Origin of the sequence: Roseovarius sp. MBR-78 (assembly GCF_040547535.1) — a bacterium.
Taxonomy (GTDB): domain Bacteria; phylum Pseudomonadota; class Alphaproteobacteria; order Rhodobacterales; family Rhodobacteraceae; genus Roseovarius.
The window spans coordinates 129,317-147,296 of sequence record NZ_JBEPPX010000003.1 but is presented as its reverse complement, the minus strand read 5'-3'; the positions used below and the strand labels follow the sequence as shown (position 1 = coordinate 147,296).

Below are 17,980 nucleotides of genomic sequence, written 5' to 3'. Positions count from 1 at the left end.
GCTCAGCCGGTCTCGGACCCCGGCACGAGGCCAAGCGCCTCGAGCCGGGGGCGATAGGTGCGGCTCACCGGCACCCTGTCGTCATTGCAAAGCGTGAGGTAGAGCTTGCCGCCCTCGTAGGCATGGCCGGTGATCGCCGCGCGCGCCACCCAATGCGAGCGGTGGGTGCAGATCCCCTCGACCGGCTCCATCTCCTCGATGGCGTCGCCGAGGCGCAGGCGCAGCGTCTCATTGCCCTGATCGGTGACGATCTCGACCGTGTGATCGCGCCCCGAGAGGCGCAGCACGCGAGCCTGCTGCATCGGCTCGGGCAGGCGGCGCAGCAGGCGCGGGAGGGGCGGCTCGGGGGCGGTCTCTGCCCGCCCAAGTTGACGGCGCAGAAAGAAGATGGGGGCCACGAAGGCCGCCGTATGAAGCCAGACCGCGCCAAGCGTGAGGTCGTCTTGGGTGAGCACCGGATCGAGGCTTGCGCGCAGCACGCAGATCAGCGGCGCGAGCAGGGTCGTGATGAGAATCGAGGCCTTGAGGTCGATCCAGAGCGGATGCCGTGCTTTGCAAACGGTCATGAACATGGCGTTGACCACCGCCCCGATACCCACGCCCGAGGCGATGACGGCCCCCCAATAGACCAGCCGAAGCGCCGTTCCCATCGTCTGATACGTGCCGAACGGCCCCGCCACCACCGCAACAAGCAGCCCGGTGAGGCAAAGCGATATCGCGACACGCGATGTGACAGAAGTGCAGGTCTCTGCCAAATGCCGCCTGAACTCGGACCAGATCAACTCGTTACCCTTGTGTGGTCGCGCATAGCGTGTATCTATCAGGCGGATTTTACGAGGCCAACCGCCTGTTTTGGTTAATGTGACGGGTGTGGCAGGATGTTGCATCTTCAAGGGGGGCAGGATCATGGGAAACGAGGCGAAACTCTCCCCGCAGGTGGCGGCGCGTGTCTGCGACAGTTTTGCCGCGCAGGCGATGATGGCCACGCTCGGCGCGCGGCTGGTCGAGGTCGCATCCGGGCGGGTGCGAATCGAGGCCCCGATCCTGCCCGGTAGCCGGCAGCAGCACGGGTTTGCCCATGCCGCGCTCAGCTTTGCCATCGGCGACAGCGCGGCGGGCTATGCCGCGCTGAGCGTGATGCCCGAGGGGCACGAGGTGCTCACGACCGAGATGAAGATCCACCTGCTCGCCCCCGCAAAGGGCGATCTGCTGGTGGCGACGGGCCGGGTGATCCGCGCAGGCCGCAGGCTGGTGATCGTGCAGGCGGATGTGCACGCGCTGGAGGGGGGCCGCGAAAGCCACGTGGCGCTGCTGACCGGCACGATGATTCCGCTGGCGGGGTAGGGCGCGCGAGCCCTCTTTTCGCGCCGGGAGGGATGGGATAGAGGGGCCTGAGCCAACGAGGAAGCCCGCCATGAAACCCGTCCGCCTGCTTTCCGGTATCCTGACCGTCAGCGGCTGGACGCTTCTGAGCCGCGTGCTTGGCTTTGGCCGCGATGTCATGTTGGCAAGCCTCGTTGGCCCCGGCGTGCTGATGGATGCCTTTGTCGCCGCGTTCCGCCTGCCCAACATGTTCCGACGCTTCTTTGCCGAGGGCGCGTTCAACGCGGCATTTGTTCCGATGTTCGCCAAGCGGCTGGAGGGGGGCGATGATGCGCTCGGCTTTGCCAGCCGGGCGCTGTCGGGGCTGGGCTTCGTGCTGTTGATCCTGACGGGCTTGGGCATGGTGTTCATGCCCGCGCTGGTCTGGCTCACGGCAGAGGGGTTTGCGGGCGATGCGCGCTTTGGCCTGACGGTGGACTATGGGCGCATCGCGTTCCCCTATATCTTCTTCATCTCGCTGGTGGCGCTCTTTTCGGGCGTGCTCAACGCGGCGGGGCGGTTCGCGGCGGCGGCGGCGGCACCGGTCCTGCTCAACATGATCATGATGGCGGCGATGGCATTCGCCGCCTATCGCGGCGGCGCGGTGGTCGAGGCGCTGGTCTGGTCGGTGCCGCTCGCAGGTGTGGCGCAACTGCTGCTGCTGTGGCTGGCGGTGCGGCGGGCGGGGCTGGGGCTGCATCTTGTGCGCCCGCGCTGGACGCCCGAGATGGCGCAGCTTGTGCGCATCGCGCTGCCCGCCGCGCTGGCGGGCGGGGTGGTGCAGATCAACCTCGTGGTCGGGCAGTTGGTGGCCTCGCAATACGACAAGGCGGTAAGCTGGCTTTATTCCGCAGACCGGCTTTATCAACTGCCCCTGGGCGTGGTGGGGATCGCGGTGGGGATCGTGCTTTTGCCCGATCTGGCGCGCAGGCTCAAGGCGGGCGACGACAGCGGCGCGCGCATGGCGCTCTCGCGCGGGGGCGAGGTGGCGCTGGCGCTCACGGTGCCTTGCGCGGTGGCGCTGGTGGTGATCCCGCTGCCGCTGGTGGCGGTGCTGTTCGAGCGCGGGGCCTTTGGCGCGGATGACAGCGCCGCCACGGCGCTGGCGGTGGCGGTCTACGGGCTGGGGCTGCCCGCCTTCGTGCTGCAAAAGATCATGCAGCCGGTGTTTTTCGCGCGCGAGGACACGCGCAGCCCGTTCCGTTACGCGGTGGTGGCGATGGTCGTCAACGCGGTGCTGGCCTTTGGGCTGGCGGCGGTGCTGGGCTGGATCGCGGCGGCGCTGGCCACCACGGTGGCGGCCTGGGTGATGGTGTGGCAACTGGCACGCGGCGCGCGCGGCTTTGGCGAGGTGGCGCGGTTCGACGCGCAGTTCCACCGCAGGCTGTGGCGGATCGTGCTGGCATCGGCGCTGATGGGGGCGGTGCTCTGGGGCGGCGGCGTGCTGCTGGGGCCGGTGCTGGCGATGGGCGGCTGGCGCTGGCTGGCGCTGGTGGCGCTGCTTGGCCTCGGGGCCGTAAGCTACGGTCTGGCGGGGCAGGCGCTGGGCGCGTTCCGGGTGCAGGAGATGCGCGCGCGGTTCCGACGCTGAGGGTGGCGTGTGGACGGCAGGGGGCGTTGAGATGAAGGCCCGGTTTGCGGAACAGTGCTGCCGATTGCGTTAGGGGCTTCAAGGTTGGCGGGGCTCTTGAGCCGTCATTCGCCTTCTGTCCCCCGCGCGGAATCAGGTGTCGCAGGCACCGCCGCGCGAGCGCCCGACCGCCCGGACGGGCGGGCGCTTTTGAAACGTGGCACACCCGCGCAACCGTTCAAGTCTGTGGCGCCATAAAGCGCCCGCCAAACCCGTTGCAGCCCCACCTACGGTCGGGCACTCGCGCGGCTCACCGCATCATATCGAATGGCATCGTAAAACCCCTTACGCTCTCCACCCAAACGCCCCGCAATGCACTTGTCGGGCACCAGACCGGCCCCTCAATCGCGCCGCAGCCGCGCGCGCAGGCGGGCGAGGCCGCCGGGGCTGACCGGGATCGATACGGCAAATCCGGCAACAAAGCCCCCCACATCGGCAAGCCATGTGGGCGAGCCGCCAAAGAGCAGCGCGAAGACCAGTTGCAACGCCATCAGCACGCCGATGAGGCTGAAGGCGCGGGCCTGGTTCGCGCCCATCTGCCCCAACCGCAGCCACATCACATAGGTGAACCCGCCGATCATGCCGTAGACGCCGGGAAACGCGCCGATGAGCCAAGGCCGGTCTCCCGCAAGCGTGGCATAGATCAGCGCGCCGGTCACCGTCGCGGTGATAAAGATCACCAGCACCGCCCAGTGGCGAAACACCTCGCCCAGGAACTTGCCCAGCGCCAGCAGCAGCACACCGGCAAAGAGCGCATGGGTAAAGCTGCCGTGAACAAAGGCATAGGTGACGAGGCGGTGCAAATGCTCGGTCGGGAATTGCCCGGTCTCGATCATCCAGCGCAGGATCGCGCCGTGAAAGCCGTATTCCTCGATCGCCGCCATGCGCCAGCCGACGGCATCCGCGCCGCCGATGAGGCCGCGCGCGCCAAGCGAGAACGCCGCCTCGACGCCGACGATGACGAGAAACAGCACCAGCACCACCGGCGGGATCGGGTTGAGGGGGCTTGGGTCGTCGCGCATGGCCGCTCTCCTTGACGGGGATTGGCGGCATGGGTAAGCGAGGCGGGCAGAGAAATCCACCACGGAGTGAGCCTATGACCGAGGCGGCCTTTACCCCGCGCGTCTTTTCGGGAATCCAGCCCTCGGGCAACCTGCATCTGGGCAATTACCTCGGCGCGCTCAAACGCTTTGCCGAGGCGCAGGAGCAGGGCATCGAGACGATCTATTGCATGGTGGACCTGCATGCCGTCACCGTCTGGCAGGAGCCCGCCGATCTGGCGCGCGCCACGCGCGAACTGGCGGCGGGCTTCATCGCCTCGGGGCTCGATCCCGCGCGCTCGATCCTCTTCAACCAGTCACAGGTGGCCGAGCACAGCCAACTCGCGTGGGTGTTCAACTGCGTCGCGCGCATGGGCTGGATGCAGCGCATGACGCAGTTCAAGGACAAGGCGGGCAAGAACGCGCAGAATGCCTCGCTGGGCCTCTTCGCCTATCCGGCGCTGATGGCTGCCGATATCCTGGCCTATCACGCCACCCATGTGCCGGTGGGCGAGGACCAGAAACAGCATATCGAGCTGGCGCGCGACATCGCCGCCAAGTTCAACCACGACTATGGCGTGGAGTTCTTTCCACTGCCCGAGCCGGTGATCGAGGGGGCGGCGACGCGGGTCATGTCCCTGCGCGACGGCACCAAGAAAATGTCGAAATCCGACCCGTCAGATATGAGCCGGATCAACCTGACCGATGATGCCGACACGATTGCCCGCAAAATCCGCAAGGCCAAGACCGACCCCGAGCCGCTGCCCTCGGAGGTGGCGGGGCTGGAGGGGCGGGCGGAGGCGCGCAACCTCGTCAACATCTACGCGGCGCTGGCCGATATGAGCGTGGATGAGGTCATGGCCGAGGCAGGCGGGCAGGCGTTTTCCGAGTTCAAGCCACGGCTCGCCGATCTGGCGGTGGCGCGGATTGCGCCGATCTCCACCGAGATGACGCGCCTGATGCAGGACGAGGGCGAGATCGACCGCGTGCTGGCGCAAGGGGCGGCGCGTGCGCGCGCCATCGCCGCGCCGATCCTGCGCCGCACTTATGCGATCATGGGGATGGTGGGGGCGTGACGCGGCACTGGACCTTTGCCGCCAAATCCGCCATATCGAAACAGGATAACGCCGGAGGGTCTGATGGGTATCATTAACACGCTGTTGCGCGCCGTGACATGGTGGCACGGGCAGACGCTCAACACCCAGTTTTATACGTGGCGCAAGGGCGTGAAGGTGGGCGAGGATGCGCAGGGCAACATCTTTTACCGCTCGCATGATGGCAAGCGGCGCTGGGTGATCTTCAACGGCGAAGCCGAGGCCAGCCGGGTAAGCCCGGATTGGCATGGCTGGCTGCACCACACCTATGACGAGACCCCGAGCGATGCGCCGCTGCCGCACAAGGCGTGGGAAAAGCCGCATCAGGAAAACCTGACCGGCACGCCGCTGGCCTATGCGCCGGCCGGGTCGATTCGCCGCCCCGAGCCGGTCGCGCGGCGCGATTATGAGGCCTGGGTGCCGGAATAGGGGCTGTTTGATGTCCGAGAACAAGGCCGAAGTGCTGGTAGGCGCGCTGGTCCTCGCCGTGGCGGTGGGATTTGTCGCTTATGCAGGCAAGACCACGGGGTTGACCGGGGGTGGCGCGGAATACGCGCTCAACGCCAGCTTTCGCAGCGCCGACGGGGTGAGCGTGGGCACCGATGTGCGCCTTGCCGGTGTCAAGGTGGGCCGGGTCAGCGAATTGCGCCTCGACCCCGAGACCTATCGCGCCAAGGCGGTGTTTACCGTGCGCGAGGATGTGAACGTGCCCGATGACAGCGCCGTGGCCATCTCGTCCGAGGGGCTTCTGGGCGGCAATTACGTCGAGATCATGCCCGGCGGATCGCCGTTTTACTTCGCGCCGGGCGACGAGATCGAATTCACCCAAGGTTCGGTCAGCCTTGTGTCGCTGCTCATGAAATTCGTCTCGGGCAGCGAGAACGCCCCCGCGGATCAATGAGGCCGGGCCTTGCTCTCGGCGTCGCTCTCGGCCTTCTGGCGGCAGGCGCGGGCGCGCAGGAACAGGCCGCGCCGGGCAGCGGTGCCGTGCTGCGCGGGCTGGACCGGATTACCACCGAATTGCACGATCTGGAACTGGCCAATGGTGAGACCGCCGATCTTGGCGCGTTGCGGGTGACGCTGGGGGAGTGCCGCTACCCCGAGGGCAACCCGGCGGGCGATGCCTATGCCCATGTCACCATCCGCGAGGGCGAGGGCGGCAAGCTGTGGTTCGATGGCTGGATGCTGGCCTCGTCGCCCGCGCTCAACGCGCTGGAGCATCCGCGCTACGATGTCTGGGTCATCCGCTGCACCACCTGAGCCGGGTCCGCGTCGAGCGGCAGCGCGGTGATATCGGCCTCACCTTCAAGTGCTGCGGCAAGGCGCGCACGATAGGCGGCGCGGGAGATTTCTGCCGCCCCGAGGCGCGCGAGATGATCGGTGATGAACTGCGTGTCGAAAAGGGTGAAACCACAGCGCCGCAAGTGATCCACCAGATGCGCCAGCGCCCGTTTCGAGCCATCAGTGCGCCGCGAAAACATGCTTTCGCCGAAAAACGCCCGGCCCAGCGTCACGCCATAGACCCCGCCCGCAAGCGTCGCGCCCTCCCATATCTCCAGAGAATGCGCGTTCCCGCGCGCATGAAGTGCGACATAGGCCTCGCGGATGGGCGCGCTGATCCATGTCTCGGCCCGGTCGGCGCAGGCATCGAGCACGCCCGTGAAATCGCGGTTGAGCGTGGCGCGGTAGCCCCCCCGCCGCATCCGGCGGGTCAGCGAGCGCGAAAGGTGAAAGCCATCGAGCGGTAGCACCCCGCGCCGTTTTGGATCGACCCAGAACACCTCTGGATCGTTCCGCCCCTCTGCCATCGGGAACACCCCTGCCGCATAGGCGCGCAGCAGCAATTCGGGGGGCAGGAAGGCCGGCATTACGCCCGCAGGTTGGTTTCCAGCCAGCGTTCCAGCCAGTGGATGTTGTAATTGCCGCTGCGGATATCGTCCTCCTGCAACAGCGCGTGAAAGAGCGGCACCGTGGTATCCACCCCGTCCACGATCAATTCGCCAAGCGCGCGCGCAAGGCGGCGCAGCGCGGTGTCGCGGTCGGCACCGTGGACGATCAGCTTGGCAATCAGGCTGTCGTAATGGGGCGGGATCTTGTAGCCGTCATAAAGCGCGCTATCCATCCGCACGCCAAGCCCGCCGGGGGCGTGAAACTGCGTGATCGTGCCGGGGCGCGGCGCGAAATCGGGCAGTTTCTCGGCATTGATGCGCACCTCGATGGCGTGGCCGTTGATCTTGAGATCGTCCTGCGTGAACGACATCGGCAGCCCCTCGGCCACGCGTATCTGCTCGCGCACCAGATCGACGCCGAAAATCGCCTCGGTCACCGGGTGTTCCACCTGCAAGCGGGTGTTCATCTCGATGAAGAAGAAATCGCCCTTCTCGTAGAGAAATTCGATCGTGCCCGCGCCGCGATAGTTGATATTGGCGCAGGCCTCGGCGCAGATCTTGCCGATCCGCGCGCGCTCTTCCTCAGAAATGCAGGGGCCGGGGGCCTCTTCAAGCACCTTCTGGTGGCGGCGTTGCAGCGAACAGTCGCGCTCGGCCAGATGCACGGCGCGGCCCTTGCCATCGCCGAACACCTGCACCTCGATATGGCGCGGGGTGGTGAGGTATTTCTCGATATAGACCTCGTCATTGCCAAAGGCGGCCTTGGCCTCGGAGCGCGCGGTGAGAAAGGCGCGCTCGATCTCGGCCTCGCTTTGCGCCACCTTCATGCCGCGCCCGCCGCCGCCCGCCGTGGCCTTGACGATCACCGGATAGCCGATCTCGGCGCAAAGGGCGCGCGCCTCGCCGATATTGGCAATGCCCCCCTCCGATCCGGGCACGCAGGGCACGCCAAGCGCCTTCATCGTGTCCTTGGCGGTGATCTTGTCGCCCATGATGCGGATATGTTCGGCGGTGGGGCCGATGAATGTCAGGTCGTGATCCTCGACGATCTGCACGAAATTGGCGTTCTCGGACAAAAAGCCATAGCCGGGATGGATCGCCTGCGCGCCGGTCACCTCGCAGGCGGCGATGATCGCGGGGATCGACAGATAGCTGTCGGTCGCCGAAGGCGGGCCGATACAGACGGTTTCATCGGCCATGCGCACATGCATCGCATCGGCATCCGCCGTGGAATGCACGGCGACCGAGCGGATACCCATTTCGCGCGCCGCGCGGATCACGCGAAGCGCGATCTCGCCGCGATTGGCCACAAGGATCTTGTCGAACATATGCGCCTCACTCGATGATCATCAGGGGCGCGCCGTATTCCACCGCCGCGCCATCCTCGATCAGGATGCGCTTGACGGTGCCCGCGCGCGGGGCGGGGATGTGGTTCATCGTCTTCATCGCCTCGATAATCAGGAGCGTGTCGCCCTCGGCCACCTGCTGGCCGGTGCTGACAAAGGCCGGAGAGCCCGGCTCTGCCTGCATGTAGACGGTGCCCACCATCGGCGAGGTGACCGCGCCGGGATGGCTTGCGGGGTCTTCCGAGGGGGCGGCCTCGGGGGCAGGGGCGGGCGCTGCCGCCGGGGCGGGTGCGGGGGCGGCCTGCGCGGGGGCGGCATAGGGTGCGGCTTCGGGCTTGCGGCTCACGCGGACGTTGAGCGTGTCATCCTGCCCGTATTCGCGTTTGACCGACAATTCGGTGAGGTCATTCTCGTTCAGAAGTTCCGCCAGCGCCTTGATAAAGGCCACGTCCGATTCATGCGTTTCGTTGGGCATAGGGTTCCTCGGTGACGGCGACGGCGCGCGCGCGGCGCACCCGTCGCGTTGGTTTTCGCCGCTTATACGGCAAGGCGACAGGCGAGAAAAGCGGCCATTTCCCCCACGGCACCCCGGCTCAGAGCGGCATTCCCGATAGCTTGGCCACCAGTTCGGCCAGGTTGCGGGCGTTGAATTTCTCGACCAGACGCGCGCGGTAAACCTCGACGGTGCGGTGGCTGAGGCCCAGCTCAAGCCCGACCTCCTTGGAGGTCAGCCCCCGGCAGGTGAGGATCGCCACCTCGCGCTCGCGCCGGGTAAGCGCCACGAGGGGCCGCTCTTCCGAGAGATCGGCGAAGGACCAGATACCGCGCGTGAACGGCGCCTCTGGGGTCAGCGACTGCCCCCGCACCCGGCACCAGAAGAGCGCGCCATCGCCGCGCCGCATCACCCGCTCATCGGCATAGCGCCCGGTCGCGCGCATCACCGCGAGCGCATCCACCCCGATGCGGCGGTAATCCTCGATCGACGGGTAGAACCGCGCCAGCGGCACGCCCGCGTAATCGCCCGGCGCATCGCCGAAAATCGCGGCGAATTGGCGGTTGCAGGTGCGGATGATGCGATGCTCCAGCACCGCAAGCCCCACCGGCGCGTGATCGAAGGCGAGTTTTTCGATGTCCATGCCCCCTGTTATGCCGCGCGTGGGGCGTGGCTCCAAGCAAATTGCACGCGCCTTGCCCGCCCGCGTCCGGCTTGTCATGCCGGGGCAAAAGGCGTATGGGCGCGGCCAAGCGGTCGCAGCCTACCCGCTTTAAAAAACAAGGACACGAGATATGGATACCATCGTCATCTGCTCGGGCGGGCTCGATTCCGTGACCGTTGCCCACAAGGCCGCCGCCGAGCGCAGGCTCGTGGCGCTTTTGTCGTTCGACTATGGCCAGCGCCATGTGAAGGAGCTGGAAAGTGCCGCCGCCTGCGCGCGCCGTCTTGGCGTGGGGCACCGCGTGGTGGACCTGCGCAGCGTCGGCGCGGCGCTGTCGGGCTCGGCGCTCACCGATGACGTGGCGGTGCCGGACGGGCATTACGCCGAGGAGACCATGCGCATCACCGTGGTCCCCAACCGCAACGCAATCATGCTGGCGGTGGCGTTCGGCGTGGCGGCGGCGCAGAAGGCGGGCGCGGTGGCCGCGGCGGTGCATGGCGGCGATCATTTCATCTACCCCGATTGCCGCCCCGGTTTCATCGCGGCCTTTCAGGCGATGCAGGACGCCGCCCTTGAGGGCTATGCCGAGGTGACGCTCTGGACGCCTTACGTCAACGGCTCCAAGACCGATATCGTGGCCGACGGCGCGCGCCTCTCGGTGCCCTTCGCCGAAACATGGTCGTGCTACAAGGGGGGCGCGCGCCATTGCGGGCGCTGCGGCACCTGCGTGGAGCGGCGCGAGGCGTTCCATCTGGCGGGGGTCGATGACCCCACGGAATACGATGACCCGGATTTCTGGCGCGCAGCGGTGGAGGGGCGGTAATGTATCGGATCACCAAGGAATCCCACTTTTCCGCCTCGCATCAACTGTTTGGCCTGCGCGAGGGGCATCCCTGCGCGCGGCTGCACGGGCATAATTACATCGTGGTGGTGGAACTCGCCGCTGAGGAATTGGGCGAGACAGGCTTCGTGCGCGATTATCACGATCTGGGCGCGCTCAAGGCCTATATCGACGAGGAACTGGACCACCGCCACCTCAACGAGGTTCTGGGCGACGGCTGCGTCACCGCCGAGCGGCTGGCCAGGCATTTCCACGACTGGTGCGCCGCGCGCTGGCCCGAGGTTGCGGCGGTGCGCGTGAGCGAGACCCCCAAGACATGGGCGGAATACCGGCCATGACCGAGGCGATCCGCGTTGCGGAAATCTTCGGGCCGACGATACAGGGCGAGGGCGCGCTCATTGGCCAGCCCACGGTTTTCGTGCGCACGGGCGGCTGCGATTACCGCTGCTCTTGGTGCGACAGCCTGCACGCGGTCGATGCAGACTATCGCCATGACTGGATGCCGATGCAGGCCGGGGCGGTGATGGAAGAGGTGGCGCGCCTCTCGGGCGGGCGGCCCTTGCTGGTGACGCTTTCGGGCGGTAACCCGGCGATTCAGCCGCTGGGGCCGCTCATTGAGGCGGGCCGCGCAGAGGGCTACCGCTTTGCCATGGAAACCCAAGGCTCGGTCGCGCGGGACTGGTTCAGCCGTCTGGATATGCTGGTGCTCAGCCCCAAGCCGCCCTCCTCGGGGATGGCGGTGGATTGGGCGGTGTTCGAGGATTGCGTGGCCGCCGCCAAGGAGGCCGAGACGGTGCTCAAGATCGTCATCTTTGATGAGGCGGATTACCAATGGGCGCGGCAGGTGGCGGGGCGCTATCCTGACCTGCCGCTGGTCTTGCAGCCCGGCAACCACACGCCGCCCCCGCCCGAGGATGACAGCGCGTTGGTCGATCACGACGGGATCAACGCGCGGATGCGCTGGCTGGTCGGGCGGGTGGTGGCCGATGGCTGGTTTGCCGCGAGGGTGTTGCCGCAGCTTCATGTGACGCTCTGGGGCAACCGGCGCGGGGTTTGAGAGGAGAAAGACGATGGCCGAGAACATCTATCAGGGTCTGAAACAGTTGGGCGGCGCAACGAAGCAGCCGCAAAGCCCCGAGGAGGCCGAGCTTGAGCGCGTGGCCAATCCGCAGGCCGACGTGGCCTATGCGGTGCGCTTTACCGCGCCGGAATTCACCTCGCTCTGCCCGATGACCGGCCAGCCGGATTTCGCCCATCTGGTGATTGATTATGTGCCGGGCGCGTGGCTGGTGGAGAGCAAATCGCTCAAGCTCTACCTCACCAGTTTCCGCAATCACGGTGCGTTCCACGAGGATTGCACGATCACTATCGCACGGCGGCTGGTGGATTTTCTTGAGCCGCAATGGCTGCGGATCGGCGGCTACTGGTATCCGCGCGGTGGCATCCCGATTGATGTGTTCTGGCAAACGGGGCCGGTGCCCGAGGGGGTCTGGCTGCCCGATCAGGGCGTGCCGCCCTATCGCGGGCGGGGGTAGGGGAGGGCCCCCGTGATCCTCGGGCCTGCCCCGAGGATCTCTTGATATGGGAGAGATCCCCGCTTTCGCGGGGATGACGCTGGGCTAACGCCTCAGCAGGGCACGGTGCGATAGGTGCCGTCGCCGTTGGAATAGGCGCATTGGTTGGTGCGCGTGTTGCGTGCAATCAGCGTGCCCGCCGCCGCCCCTGCGAGGGTGGAGAGCACCGTCCATCCGGCACTGGCGTCAAAAGCCAAGGCCCCGACCAGCCCCACGCCCGCGCCGATGCCTGCGCCGGTCAATTCGCGATTGTCTGTTGTGTCGATGCAGCCTGCGAGCATCAGGCCCGCGAGGCCGCCGAGGATGGTTGCGCGTGTCATGGTGGTTGTCACTCCGATCTGGTGTTGTGCCCGCGCAGCATAGCGCGGTTGCGTGGGGAACGTAATCCACTTCTGCGATCATCGCGCCATGCGCGCCGATCCGCTTGCCGCGCGCGGCGCATTCAGCCAAAGCTCGGGCGAAAGCGGCCCGAGGGCGAAAGGGTGAATATCTCGGCCCCCTGCGCCGTCACCCCGATGGAATGCTCGAACTGCGCCGAGAGCGATTTGTCGCGGGTGACGGCCGTCCATTCGTCGTCCAGAACCTCGGTGGCGGCGCGGCCGAGATTGACCATCGGCTCGATGGTGAAGAACATCCCCTCTTCCAGCACCGGCCCCGCCCCCGCGCGCCCGTAATGCAGCACGTTGGGCGGCGCGTGAAACACCCGGCCAAGGCCGTGACCGCAGAAATCGCGCACCACCGACATGCGATGCGCCTCGACATAGGCCTGAATCGCGTGGCCGATATCGCCGAAGGTGGCGCCGGGACGCACCGCCTCGATCCCCTTCATGAGCGCGTCATGGGTGACCTCGATCAGCCGCTCGGCCTTGCGCGAGGGGCGGCCCGCCACATACATCCGGCTGGTATCGCCGAACCAGCCATCGACGATCACCGTCACGTCGATATTGAGGATGTCGCCATCCTTGAGCACGTCATCCGCGCGGCGTTTCTCGAGATCGCGCGATATCGTCTCGCCGCCGCTTTTGGGGATCGGGGCACCGGGGATGCCGTGGCAGACGACGTGGTTGACGCTGATACAGCTTGCGTGGCGATAGCCCTTGTAGCCGATGGTGGCCGATTTTGCCCCGGCGGCGGTGATCTTGTCCTCGATCAGCTGGTCGATGGCCCCGGTGGTCTGGCCGACAAAGACATGCTCGGCGATGTCGTCGAGGATTTGCGCGGCCAGCCGCCCCGCCGCGTGCATCCCGGCGAAATCCGCCGTCTCATGGATGCGGATGCCGTCGCGCGTGCTGCGTCCCCGATGCGTCTGGTTCACGTCAAGCCTCGTCCGTTTCCCCGGTTTTGCCTTTATCTATGCCGGTTTGCCCGCAAGGGCCAGAGGCGAGCGGCAGCGCCGCGCCGATTGTGATGCGCCCGGTGGCCCTTTGGGGGCCGGTATCGCGCCCGGTATCGTCCCGCGCGCAGGCAGGATGCGCGCAGGAGGGGGCTTTGAAACCGCATGGGTGCGGCCTATACCGGGGCGGATACTGCTGCAAGGAGAGTGCCATGCCCAACCCCACCGCTGCCATGCTTGTCATCGGGGATGAAATCCTCTCGGGGCGGACGCGCGATGCCAACATGCACCATCTCGCGGGCGAACTTACCCGCGTGGGGATCGACCTGAGCGAGGTGCGCGTGGTGCATGACGATGAGGCCGCCATTATCGCGGCGGTGCGGGCGCTGAGCGCGGGGCATGACGTGGTGGTCACCTCGGGCGGGATCGGCCCGACGCATGACGACATCACCGCCGAGGCGGTGGCGTGTGCCTTCGGGCGGCCCATCGGCGTGCGCGAGGATGCACGCGCGATTTTGGCCGCGCACTATGATGCACGCGGGCAGGAGCTCAACGACGCGCGGCTGCGCATGGCGCGCATCCCCGAGGGCGCGACGCTGATCGACAATCCGATCAGCGCGGCACCGGGCTTCACCATCGAGAACGTGCATGTGATGGCGGGCGTGCCGTCGATTTTTCAGGCGATGGTGGCCTCGGTGCTGCCGACGCTGACCGGCGGCGCGCCGCTTCTGTCGCAAAGCTACGAGATCCGGCGCGGCGAAGGCGATATCGCGGCCCCGCTCTCGGACCTGGCGGCGCGCTATCCCGACCTCTCCATCGGCTCTTATCCGTTCATCCGTGATGGCTGTCACGGCGCCAATATCGTGATCCGGGGCGCGGATGGCGCGCGGGTCGATGCGGCGATGACCGAACTGGCGGGGATGTTTCCGGCATGATGCCCGATCTTGCCACCCTCTATGCCGTGACCGAGGCGACATGGCCCCCCGTCTCGACCGAGGTGCTCGGCCCGGTGACGATCCGCGATGGCGCGGGCGGCGGCAAGCGGGTGTCGGCGGCAACGGCGGCGGGCGCGGTGACCCCCGAGGATATCGACCGGGCCGAGGCGGTGATGCGCGCGCGCGGGCAGACTCCGCTGTTTCAGGGGCGCGAGGGTGAGGATGCGCTTGACGCGATGCTTGCGGCGCGGGGCTATGCGGTGGTGGACCCGGTCAATTTCTATGTGGCCCCGGTGGCCGCGCTGACCGGCGAGAAGCTGCCGCGTGTTGCAACATTCGCCGTGTGGGAGCCGCTGGAAATCATGCGCGAGATCTGGGCCGAGGGCGGGATTGGCGCGGCGCGCGTGGCGGTGATGGCGCGGGCGAAAGGCCCGAAAACCGGGCTTCTGGGGCGGCTGAGGGATCAGCCCGCCGCCGCCGGATTTGTTGCGATCCATGACGGCGTCGCGATGGTTCATGCGCTTGAAGTGCGCGCGCGGCACCGGCGCGCGGGGATGGGGCGGCTGATGATGGTGCAGGCTGCGCTCTGGGCCGAGGCGCAGGGCGCGCGCCACCTCGCGGTGATCTGCACCCAAGGGAACGCGGGCGCGAACGCGCTTTATGCCGCGATGGGCTTTCGTGTCGCGGGCACCTATCATTACCGCCAGAAGGAGTGAGCCATGACCCGCAAGGATGACCAACCCACCGCGCTCGACCTGCCCCCCGTCGATCCGCTGCCCGAGGCGACCCCGCGCTATTTCGAGATCTGCGAGGAAAAGCTTGGCCTCGTGCCCAACGTGCTGCGCGCCCATGCCTTCGATATCGAGAAACTCGACGCCTTCACCGCGCTTTACAACACGCTGATGCTGGCCCCTTCGGGGCTCACGAAGCTGGAGCGCGAGATGATCGCGGTGGTGGTCAGCTCGATCAATCGCTGCTGGTATTGCCAGGTGGCGCATGGCGCGGCGGTGCGGGCGCTGTCGGGTGATCCGGCCCTCGGCGAGGCGATGGTGATGAATTACCGCGTCGCCGACATTACCCCGCGCCAGCGCGCGATGCTCGATTTCGCGGCGAAGGTGACGCAGGCCAGCGCCACAATCGAGGAGGCCGACCGGCAGGCGCTGCGCGATCACGGGTTCACGGATCGCGACATCTGGGACATCGCCAACGTGGCGGGGTTCTTCAACATGTCCAACCGGGTGGCCTCGGCCACGGGGATGGTGCCCAACGCCGATTACCACGCGCAGGCCCGCTAGGATGCGCGCGGGGTGGGGGGCTGTGCTGGTGGCGCTCTGGGCCGGGATGGCCCCGGCGCAGGATCTGCCGCTGCCCGAGGGGGCAGAGCGCACGGCAGAGGTGATCCACCCTGCCGACACGGTGCATCTGCCACAGGGTGTGCTGGCCGAGGGGGCGGTGCCGCAACTGCGCCTTGACGGGCGGGTGACCAGCCGGGCGTGGCGGCTTCCGGATCGGGGGCAGGGCACGCTGGCGCGGATGGCCCCGCTGCGCGACGCGCTGCACAAGGCTGGGTGGGAGGTGCTTTTCACCTGCGCCTCAGACGGCTGCGGCGGCTTTGGCTTTCGCTTTGCGGTGCCGGTGCTGCCTGCGCCCGCGATGTTCGTGAACCTCTTCGATTACCGCTACCTGCTGGCGCGGCGCGGCGGGGGCGCGGCGGCGGAGCATGTGATGCTGTTCGTCAGCCGCGCGGGCGAGCGCGGCTATGTGCAACTGACCCATGTCGGCCCGCTGGGGGACTCGGCGGCCGCGCCCGAGGCCGTGGCCCCGGTGCAAGTGACGCCGCAAGCCCCCGCCGAGACGCTGGCAGACCGATTGCGGCAGGCGGGGCATGTGGTGATTGCGGGGCTGGATTTCGCCTCGGGCGATGCCGTGCTGGGGCCGGGGCCGCATCCCGACCTGGCGGCGCTGGCGGCGTTTCTCGCCGACAATCCCGAGGCGCGGATCGCGCTGGTAGGCCATACCGATACGGTGGGCGCACTCGACGCCAATATCGCGCTGTCACAGGCCCGCGCCGAGGCGGTGCGCGCGCGCCTCATGGCCGATCACGGGGGTGAGGGTGCGCAGATCGAGGCGCGCGGCGTCGGCTATCTCGCGCCGATCGCGGCCAATTCCACGCCCGAGGGGCGCGAGACCAACCGCCGCGTCGAGGCGGTGCTTCTCAACTGATGCGCTGTGCGGGGTGGCGGGCGCGGTGTCGCGTTGACCTTGCGTGCGGGCGCGCGCCTCAGTTTGCCACCGGCAGGCGCAGCGCGCCGATGCGGTCTTGCGCCAGCCGGATCAGGACCGGCAGCACCAGTGCCACCGCCAGCCCGCCCATGAGCCAGCGCAGCATCTGCGCGCGCCGTTCGCGCGGCAGGCGCACGACAGGGATGGTAACGACCGGTGTTATCTCAAGCTCGTCGCGAAGCTGCGAGGCGGTGCGCAGACGCGGGTTGAGCAGTTCCAGCGCCAGCGCCAGCGCCAGCCCCGCCAGAAGGCTTGCCACACCGCCCGCCAGCGCGATTTTCTTGCGGCTGGCAGAGACCGGGTTGGTCGGCGGGATCGCGGTTTCCAGCACCTCGAAGCGTTCCTGCTGCTGGCGGTTTTCCAGCGCGCTGGCCATTTCCGCCTCGGCGCGGGCGCGGGTGATGGCGCTCAACTGGTCCTGAAGCTGGGTCATCTCGCGGGTGAGGGCCCCAAGCTCACGCTCGACACCGGGGGCAGCGGCGATGGAGCGCTCGATGGTTGCGATCCGGTCGGCGATCAGGTCGCGCTGCTCGGTCAGCCGGGTGATGTCGCGGGCATAGACCTCCTCGCGGCGGCGCGTGCTCTCGGTTTCGAGCGTGACCACCTGTTGCTCGATCTCCAGCAGCGCCTCGCGCAGGGTGGTCAATTCGGTGCGCTGCGCAGCAAGGCTCGCGGGCAGGGCATCGGCATTGGCGCGCTTGAAATCGGCGATCCGGGCCTCGATTGCCGCGATCGCGGCATCCACGCGCGCCTCTTCGGCGCTGTAGAATTGAAGCGTCTCGCGCGCCACGGCCAGCCGCCTCTCGCGGTTCTGGCGGATGACGGCCTGCACGAAATCATTGGCGACCTCGGCGGCCTTGTCCGGGTCGCCCAGCGTCACGGTCACGCTCAGCCCCGAGGGCGGGGTGCCGCCGGGGGCAAATCCCGGCATGGTCATGGTGATGGGCACGATCCGCGCCGCCACGCGCATCCGGTCGATTTTTCGCGCCAGCGAGAGATCCGTGGCCTCGGCAAAAAGCCCGTGCTTGTCGATCATCCGGACGAGATGATCGCGCGCCATCAACCGCTGTTCGATGAGTTGCAGACGCAGCCGCGCATCGCTCACCGCCGTTGGCGCGCCGGTGCTCTGGCCCACCTGCGGCGTCTCTATCTGGATCACGGCGGTGGCCTCGAAAGTCTTGGGCTGGGACAGCGCGTAGACCACGGACAACGCCGAGCCAAGGCCCGCGATCAGCAGCACAAGCCAGAGGCGGCGGCGCAACAGCCGCGTGATATCGGATATGGAGCGGATCGAACTCAAGTGTCACCCATCAGTTTGTCGCGGTTTCCCGTGGACGAAAACCCGTCAGAGGCCAAACCGGAGCCGCGCCCGCGCACCGCGCCAGCGACCGCCCCGACCGTTCGCCCCCAAACGGTCCTGACAGAGTGTTGTCCTATTTCCGCCTCAATCTAGCGAATGCGCCCCTTTTTCGCCACAGTTTATCGGGCACGCCTTA

General features: G+C 67.4%; 23 protein-coding genes. 14 read left to right on the top strand and 9 right to left on the bottom strand.

Going from position 1 to position 17,980, the window contains the following annotated elements:
• Window positions 1-2: 2 nt before the first annotated feature.
• Window positions 3-782, bottom strand: a complete 780-nt coding sequence (locus ABIE58_RS03610) for a LytTR family DNA-binding domain-containing protein (RefSeq protein WP_354543320.1) — start codon at window positions 780-782, stop codon at window positions 3-5.
• 124 nt (window positions 783-906) lie between these two features.
• Between ABIE58_RS03610 and ABIE58_RS03605 the strand changes: the two genes are divergently transcribed.
• Window positions 907-1,344, top strand: coding sequence for a PaaI family thioesterase (locus ABIE58_RS03605; RefSeq protein WP_354543319.1), 438 nt, complete (start codon window positions 907-909; stop codon window positions 1,342-1,344).
• Window positions 1,345-1,414: 70 nt separating this feature from the next.
• Window positions 1,415-2,953: a murein biosynthesis integral membrane protein MurJ gene (gene murJ, locus ABIE58_RS03600; RefSeq protein ID WP_354543318.1), complete on the top strand. Its 1,539-nt coding sequence runs from the start codon at window positions 1,415-1,417 to the stop codon at window positions 2,951-2,953.
• Between the two features lie 380 nt (window positions 2,954-3,333).
• Here the strand turns inward: murJ and ABIE58_RS03595 are convergent, their stop codons facing one another.
• The gene (locus ABIE58_RS03595; protein ID WP_354543317.1) at window positions 3,334-4,014 is read right to left on the bottom strand and encodes a rhomboid family intramembrane serine protease; all 681 of its coding nucleotides are present in this window, start codon (window positions 4,012-4,014) and stop codon (window positions 3,334-3,336) included.
• 74 nt (window positions 4,015-4,088) lie between these two features.
• Here ABIE58_RS03595 and trpS point away from each other — a divergent pair, with 74 nt between their 5' ends.
• The 4 genes from trpS to ABIE58_RS03575 all read left to right on the top strand — a co-directional run bounded on the left by trpS (window position 4,089) and on the right by ABIE58_RS03575 (window position 6,386).
• Window positions 4,089-5,108, top strand: a complete 1,020-nt coding sequence (trpS, locus tag ABIE58_RS03590; protein WP_354543316.1) for a tryptophan--tRNA ligase — start codon at window positions 4,089-4,091, stop codon at window positions 5,106-5,108.
• A gap of 63 nt (window positions 5,109-5,171) precedes the next feature.
• A complete protein-coding gene (locus ABIE58_RS03585) occupies window positions 5,172-5,555 on the top strand; it encodes an NADH:ubiquinone oxidoreductase subunit NDUFA12 (protein ID WP_354543315.1) in 384 nt (127 codons plus the stop codon).
• Window positions 5,556-5,565: 10 nt separating this feature from the next.
• Window positions 5,566-6,027, top strand: coding sequence for an outer membrane lipid asymmetry maintenance protein MlaD (gene mlaD, locus ABIE58_RS03580; protein WP_354543314.1), 462 nt, complete (start codon window positions 5,566-5,568; stop codon window positions 6,025-6,027).
• Window positions 6,024-6,386 (top strand): DUF2155 domain-containing protein, encoded by a 363-nt coding sequence (locus ABIE58_RS03575; protein WP_354543313.1) that lies wholly within the window; start codon window positions 6,024-6,026, stop codon window positions 6,384-6,386. The genes mlaD and ABIE58_RS03575 overlap by 4 nt, the downstream gene beginning before the upstream one ends.
• On the opposite strand, the gene aat is transcribed toward ABIE58_RS03575, so the two are convergent.
• From aat to ABIE58_RS03555, 4 genes are all read right to left on the bottom strand, one after another.
• Window positions 6,353-6,994, bottom strand: coding sequence for a leucyl/phenylalanyl-tRNA--protein transferase (aat, locus tag ABIE58_RS03570; RefSeq protein WP_354543312.1), 642 nt, complete (start codon window positions 6,992-6,994; stop codon window positions 6,353-6,355). The two genes, ABIE58_RS03575 and aat, sit on opposite strands and share 34 nt — an antisense overlap.
• Complete coding sequence (gene accC / locus ABIE58_RS03565; RefSeq protein ID WP_354543311.1) at window positions 6,994-8,343, bottom strand: acetyl-CoA carboxylase biotin carboxylase subunit; 1,350 nt, start codon at window positions 8,341-8,343, stop codon at window positions 6,994-6,996. The genes aat and accC overlap by 1 nt, the downstream gene beginning before the upstream one ends.
• Window positions 8,344-8,350: 7 nt before the next feature.
• On the bottom strand, window positions 8,351-8,836 hold the full coding sequence (gene accB / locus ABIE58_RS03560) for an acetyl-CoA carboxylase biotin carboxyl carrier protein (protein ID WP_354543310.1): 486 nt from the start codon (window positions 8,834-8,836) through the stop codon (window positions 8,351-8,353).
• Window positions 8,837-8,954: 118 nt separating this feature from the next.
• Window positions 8,955-9,497 carry a LuxR C-terminal-related transcriptional regulator gene (locus ABIE58_RS03555; protein WP_354543309.1) on the bottom strand — a complete coding sequence of 181 codons (543 nt, stop codon included), beginning with the start codon at window positions 9,495-9,497 and terminating at the stop codon, window positions 8,955-8,957.
• Window positions 9,498-9,648: 151 nt separating this feature from the next.
• Here ABIE58_RS03555 and queC point away from each other — a divergent pair, with 151 nt between their 5' ends.
• From queC to queF, 4 genes are read left to right on the top strand one after another with little or no spacing between them, the layout of a single operon-like run.
• Complete coding sequence (queC, locus tag ABIE58_RS03550) at window positions 9,649-10,341, top strand: 7-cyano-7-deazaguanine synthase QueC (protein WP_354543308.1); 693 nt, start codon at window positions 9,649-9,651, stop codon at window positions 10,339-10,341.
• On the top strand, window positions 10,341-10,697 hold the full coding sequence (locus ABIE58_RS03545) for a 6-pyruvoyl trahydropterin synthase family protein (protein WP_354543307.1): 357 nt from the start codon (window positions 10,341-10,343) through the stop codon (window positions 10,695-10,697). The genes queC and ABIE58_RS03545 overlap by 1 nt, the downstream gene beginning before the upstream one ends.
• On the top strand, window positions 10,694-11,416 hold the full coding sequence (gene queE, locus ABIE58_RS03540; RefSeq protein WP_354543306.1) for a 7-carboxy-7-deazaguanine synthase QueE: 723 nt from the start codon (window positions 10,694-10,696) through the stop codon (window positions 11,414-11,416). The genes ABIE58_RS03545 and queE overlap by 4 nt, the downstream gene beginning before the upstream one ends.
• 13 nt (window positions 11,417-11,429) lie before the next feature.
• Entirely contained in the window at window positions 11,430-11,894 is a 465-nt protein-coding gene (gene queF, locus ABIE58_RS03535; RefSeq protein ID WP_354543305.1) for a preQ(1) synthase, read from the top strand.
• 92 nt (window positions 11,895-11,986) lie between these two features.
• Here queF and ABIE58_RS03530 read toward each other — a convergent pair whose 3' ends face one another.
• The gene (locus tag ABIE58_RS03530; protein ID WP_354543304.1) at window positions 11,987-12,253 is read right to left on the bottom strand and encodes a glucose-6-phosphate isomerase; all 267 of its coding nucleotides are present in this window, start codon (window positions 12,251-12,253) and stop codon (window positions 11,987-11,989) included.
• A 122-nt stretch (window positions 12,254-12,375) separates the two neighbouring features.
• Window positions 12,376-13,248, bottom strand: a complete 873-nt coding sequence (gene map / locus ABIE58_RS03525) for a type I methionyl aminopeptidase (protein WP_354543303.1) — start codon at window positions 13,246-13,248, stop codon at window positions 12,376-12,378.
• A 230-nt stretch (window positions 13,249-13,478) separates the two neighbouring features.
• Between map and ABIE58_RS03520 the strand changes: the two genes are divergently transcribed.
• Genes ABIE58_RS03520 through ABIE58_RS03505 form a run of 4 tightly spaced genes read left to right on the top strand, consistent with a single transcriptional unit; the run spans window position 13,479 to window position 16,424 of the window.
• Window positions 13,479-14,201, top strand: coding sequence for a competence/damage-inducible protein A (locus ABIE58_RS03520; protein ID WP_354543302.1), 723 nt, complete (start codon window positions 13,479-13,481; stop codon window positions 14,199-14,201).
• Window positions 14,198-14,917: a GNAT family N-acetyltransferase gene (locus ABIE58_RS03515; protein WP_354543301.1), complete on the top strand. Its 720-nt coding sequence runs from the start codon at window positions 14,198-14,200 to the stop codon at window positions 14,915-14,917. Before ABIE58_RS03520 ends, ABIE58_RS03515 begins: the two co-directional genes overlap by 4 nt.
• A gap of 3 nt (window positions 14,918-14,920) precedes the next feature.
• Window positions 14,921-15,496, top strand: coding sequence for a peroxidase-related enzyme (locus tag ABIE58_RS03510; protein ID WP_354543300.1), 576 nt, complete (start codon window positions 14,921-14,923; stop codon window positions 15,494-15,496).
• 1 nt (window position 15,497) lies between these two features.
• The gene (locus tag ABIE58_RS03505) at window positions 15,498-16,424 is read left to right on the top strand and encodes an OmpA family protein (protein ID WP_354543299.1); all 927 of its coding nucleotides are present in this window, start codon (window positions 15,498-15,500) and stop codon (window positions 16,422-16,424) included.
• A 58-nt stretch (window positions 16,425-16,482) separates the two neighbouring features.
• Here ABIE58_RS03505 and ABIE58_RS03500 read toward each other — a convergent pair whose 3' ends face one another.
• A complete protein-coding gene (locus ABIE58_RS03500; protein WP_354543298.1) occupies window positions 16,483-17,784 on the bottom strand; it encodes a Wzz/FepE/Etk N-terminal domain-containing protein in 1,302 nt (433 codons plus the stop codon).
• Window positions 17,785-17,980 lie beyond the last annotated feature (196 nt).

Bases quoted from the DNA above. Each gene is read 5' to 3' on its own strand.
- ABIE58_RS03530 (WP_354543304.1), bottom strand. From the start codon at position 12,253: ATGACACGCGCAACCATCCTCGGCGGCCTCGCGGGCCTGATGCTCGCA.
- ABIE58_RS03505 (WP_354543299.1), top strand. From the start codon at position 15,498: ATGCGCGCGGGGTGGGGGGCTGTGCTGGTGGCGCTCTGGGCCGGGATG.
- accC (WP_354543311.1), bottom strand. From the start codon at position 8,343: ATGTTCGACAAGATCCTTGTGGCCAATCGCGGCGAGATCGCGCTTCGC.
- ABIE58_RS03520 (WP_354543302.1), top strand. From the start codon at position 13,479: ATGCCCAACCCCACCGCTGCCATGCTTGTCATCGGGGATGAAATCCTC.
- accB (WP_354543310.1), bottom strand. From the start codon at position 8,836: ATGCCCAACGAAACGCATGAATCGGACGTGGCCTTTATCAAGGCGCTG.
- ABIE58_RS03555 (WP_354543309.1), bottom strand. From the start codon at position 9,497: ATGGACATCGAAAAACTCGCCTTCGATCACGCGCCGGTGGGGCTTGCG.
- ABIE58_RS03515 (WP_354543301.1), top strand. From the start codon at position 14,198: ATGATGCCCGATCTTGCCACCCTCTATGCCGTGACCGAGGCGACATGG.
- queF (WP_354543305.1), top strand. From the start codon at position 11,430: ATGGCCGAGAACATCTATCAGGGTCTGAAACAGTTGGGCGGCGCAACG.
- ABIE58_RS03545 (WP_354543307.1), top strand. From the start codon at position 10,341: ATGTATCGGATCACCAAGGAATCCCACTTTTCCGCCTCGCATCAACTG.
- aat (WP_354543312.1), bottom strand. From the start codon at position 6,994: ATGCCGGCCTTCCTGCCCCCCGAATTGCTGCTGCGCGCCTATGCGGCA.
- ABIE58_RS03605 (WP_354543319.1), top strand. From the start codon at position 907: ATGGGAAACGAGGCGAAACTCTCCCCGCAGGTGGCGGCGCGTGTCTGC.
- queE (WP_354543306.1), top strand. From the start codon at position 10,694: ATGACCGAGGCGATCCGCGTTGCGGAAATCTTCGGGCCGACGATACAG.
- trpS (WP_354543316.1), top strand. From the start codon at position 4,089: ATGACCGAGGCGGCCTTTACCCCGCGCGTCTTTTCGGGAATCCAGCCC.
- ABIE58_RS03595 (WP_354543317.1), bottom strand. From the start codon at position 4,014: ATGCGCGACGACCCAAGCCCCCTCAACCCGATCCCGCCGGTGGTGCTG.
- queC (WP_354543308.1), top strand. From the start codon at position 9,649: ATGGATACCATCGTCATCTGCTCGGGCGGGCTCGATTCCGTGACCGTT.
- mlaD (WP_354543314.1), top strand. From the start codon at position 5,566: ATGTCCGAGAACAAGGCCGAAGTGCTGGTAGGCGCGCTGGTCCTCGCC.
- ABIE58_RS03585 (WP_354543315.1), top strand. From the start codon at position 5,172: ATGGGTATCATTAACACGCTGTTGCGCGCCGTGACATGGTGGCACGGG.
- ABIE58_RS03510 (WP_354543300.1), top strand. From the start codon at position 14,921: ATGACCCGCAAGGATGACCAACCCACCGCGCTCGACCTGCCCCCCGTC.
- murJ (WP_354543318.1), top strand. From the start codon at position 1,415: ATGAAACCCGTCCGCCTGCTTTCCGGTATCCTGACCGTCAGCGGCTGG.
- ABIE58_RS03575 (WP_354543313.1), top strand. From the start codon at position 6,024: ATGAGGCCGGGCCTTGCTCTCGGCGTCGCTCTCGGCCTTCTGGCGGCA.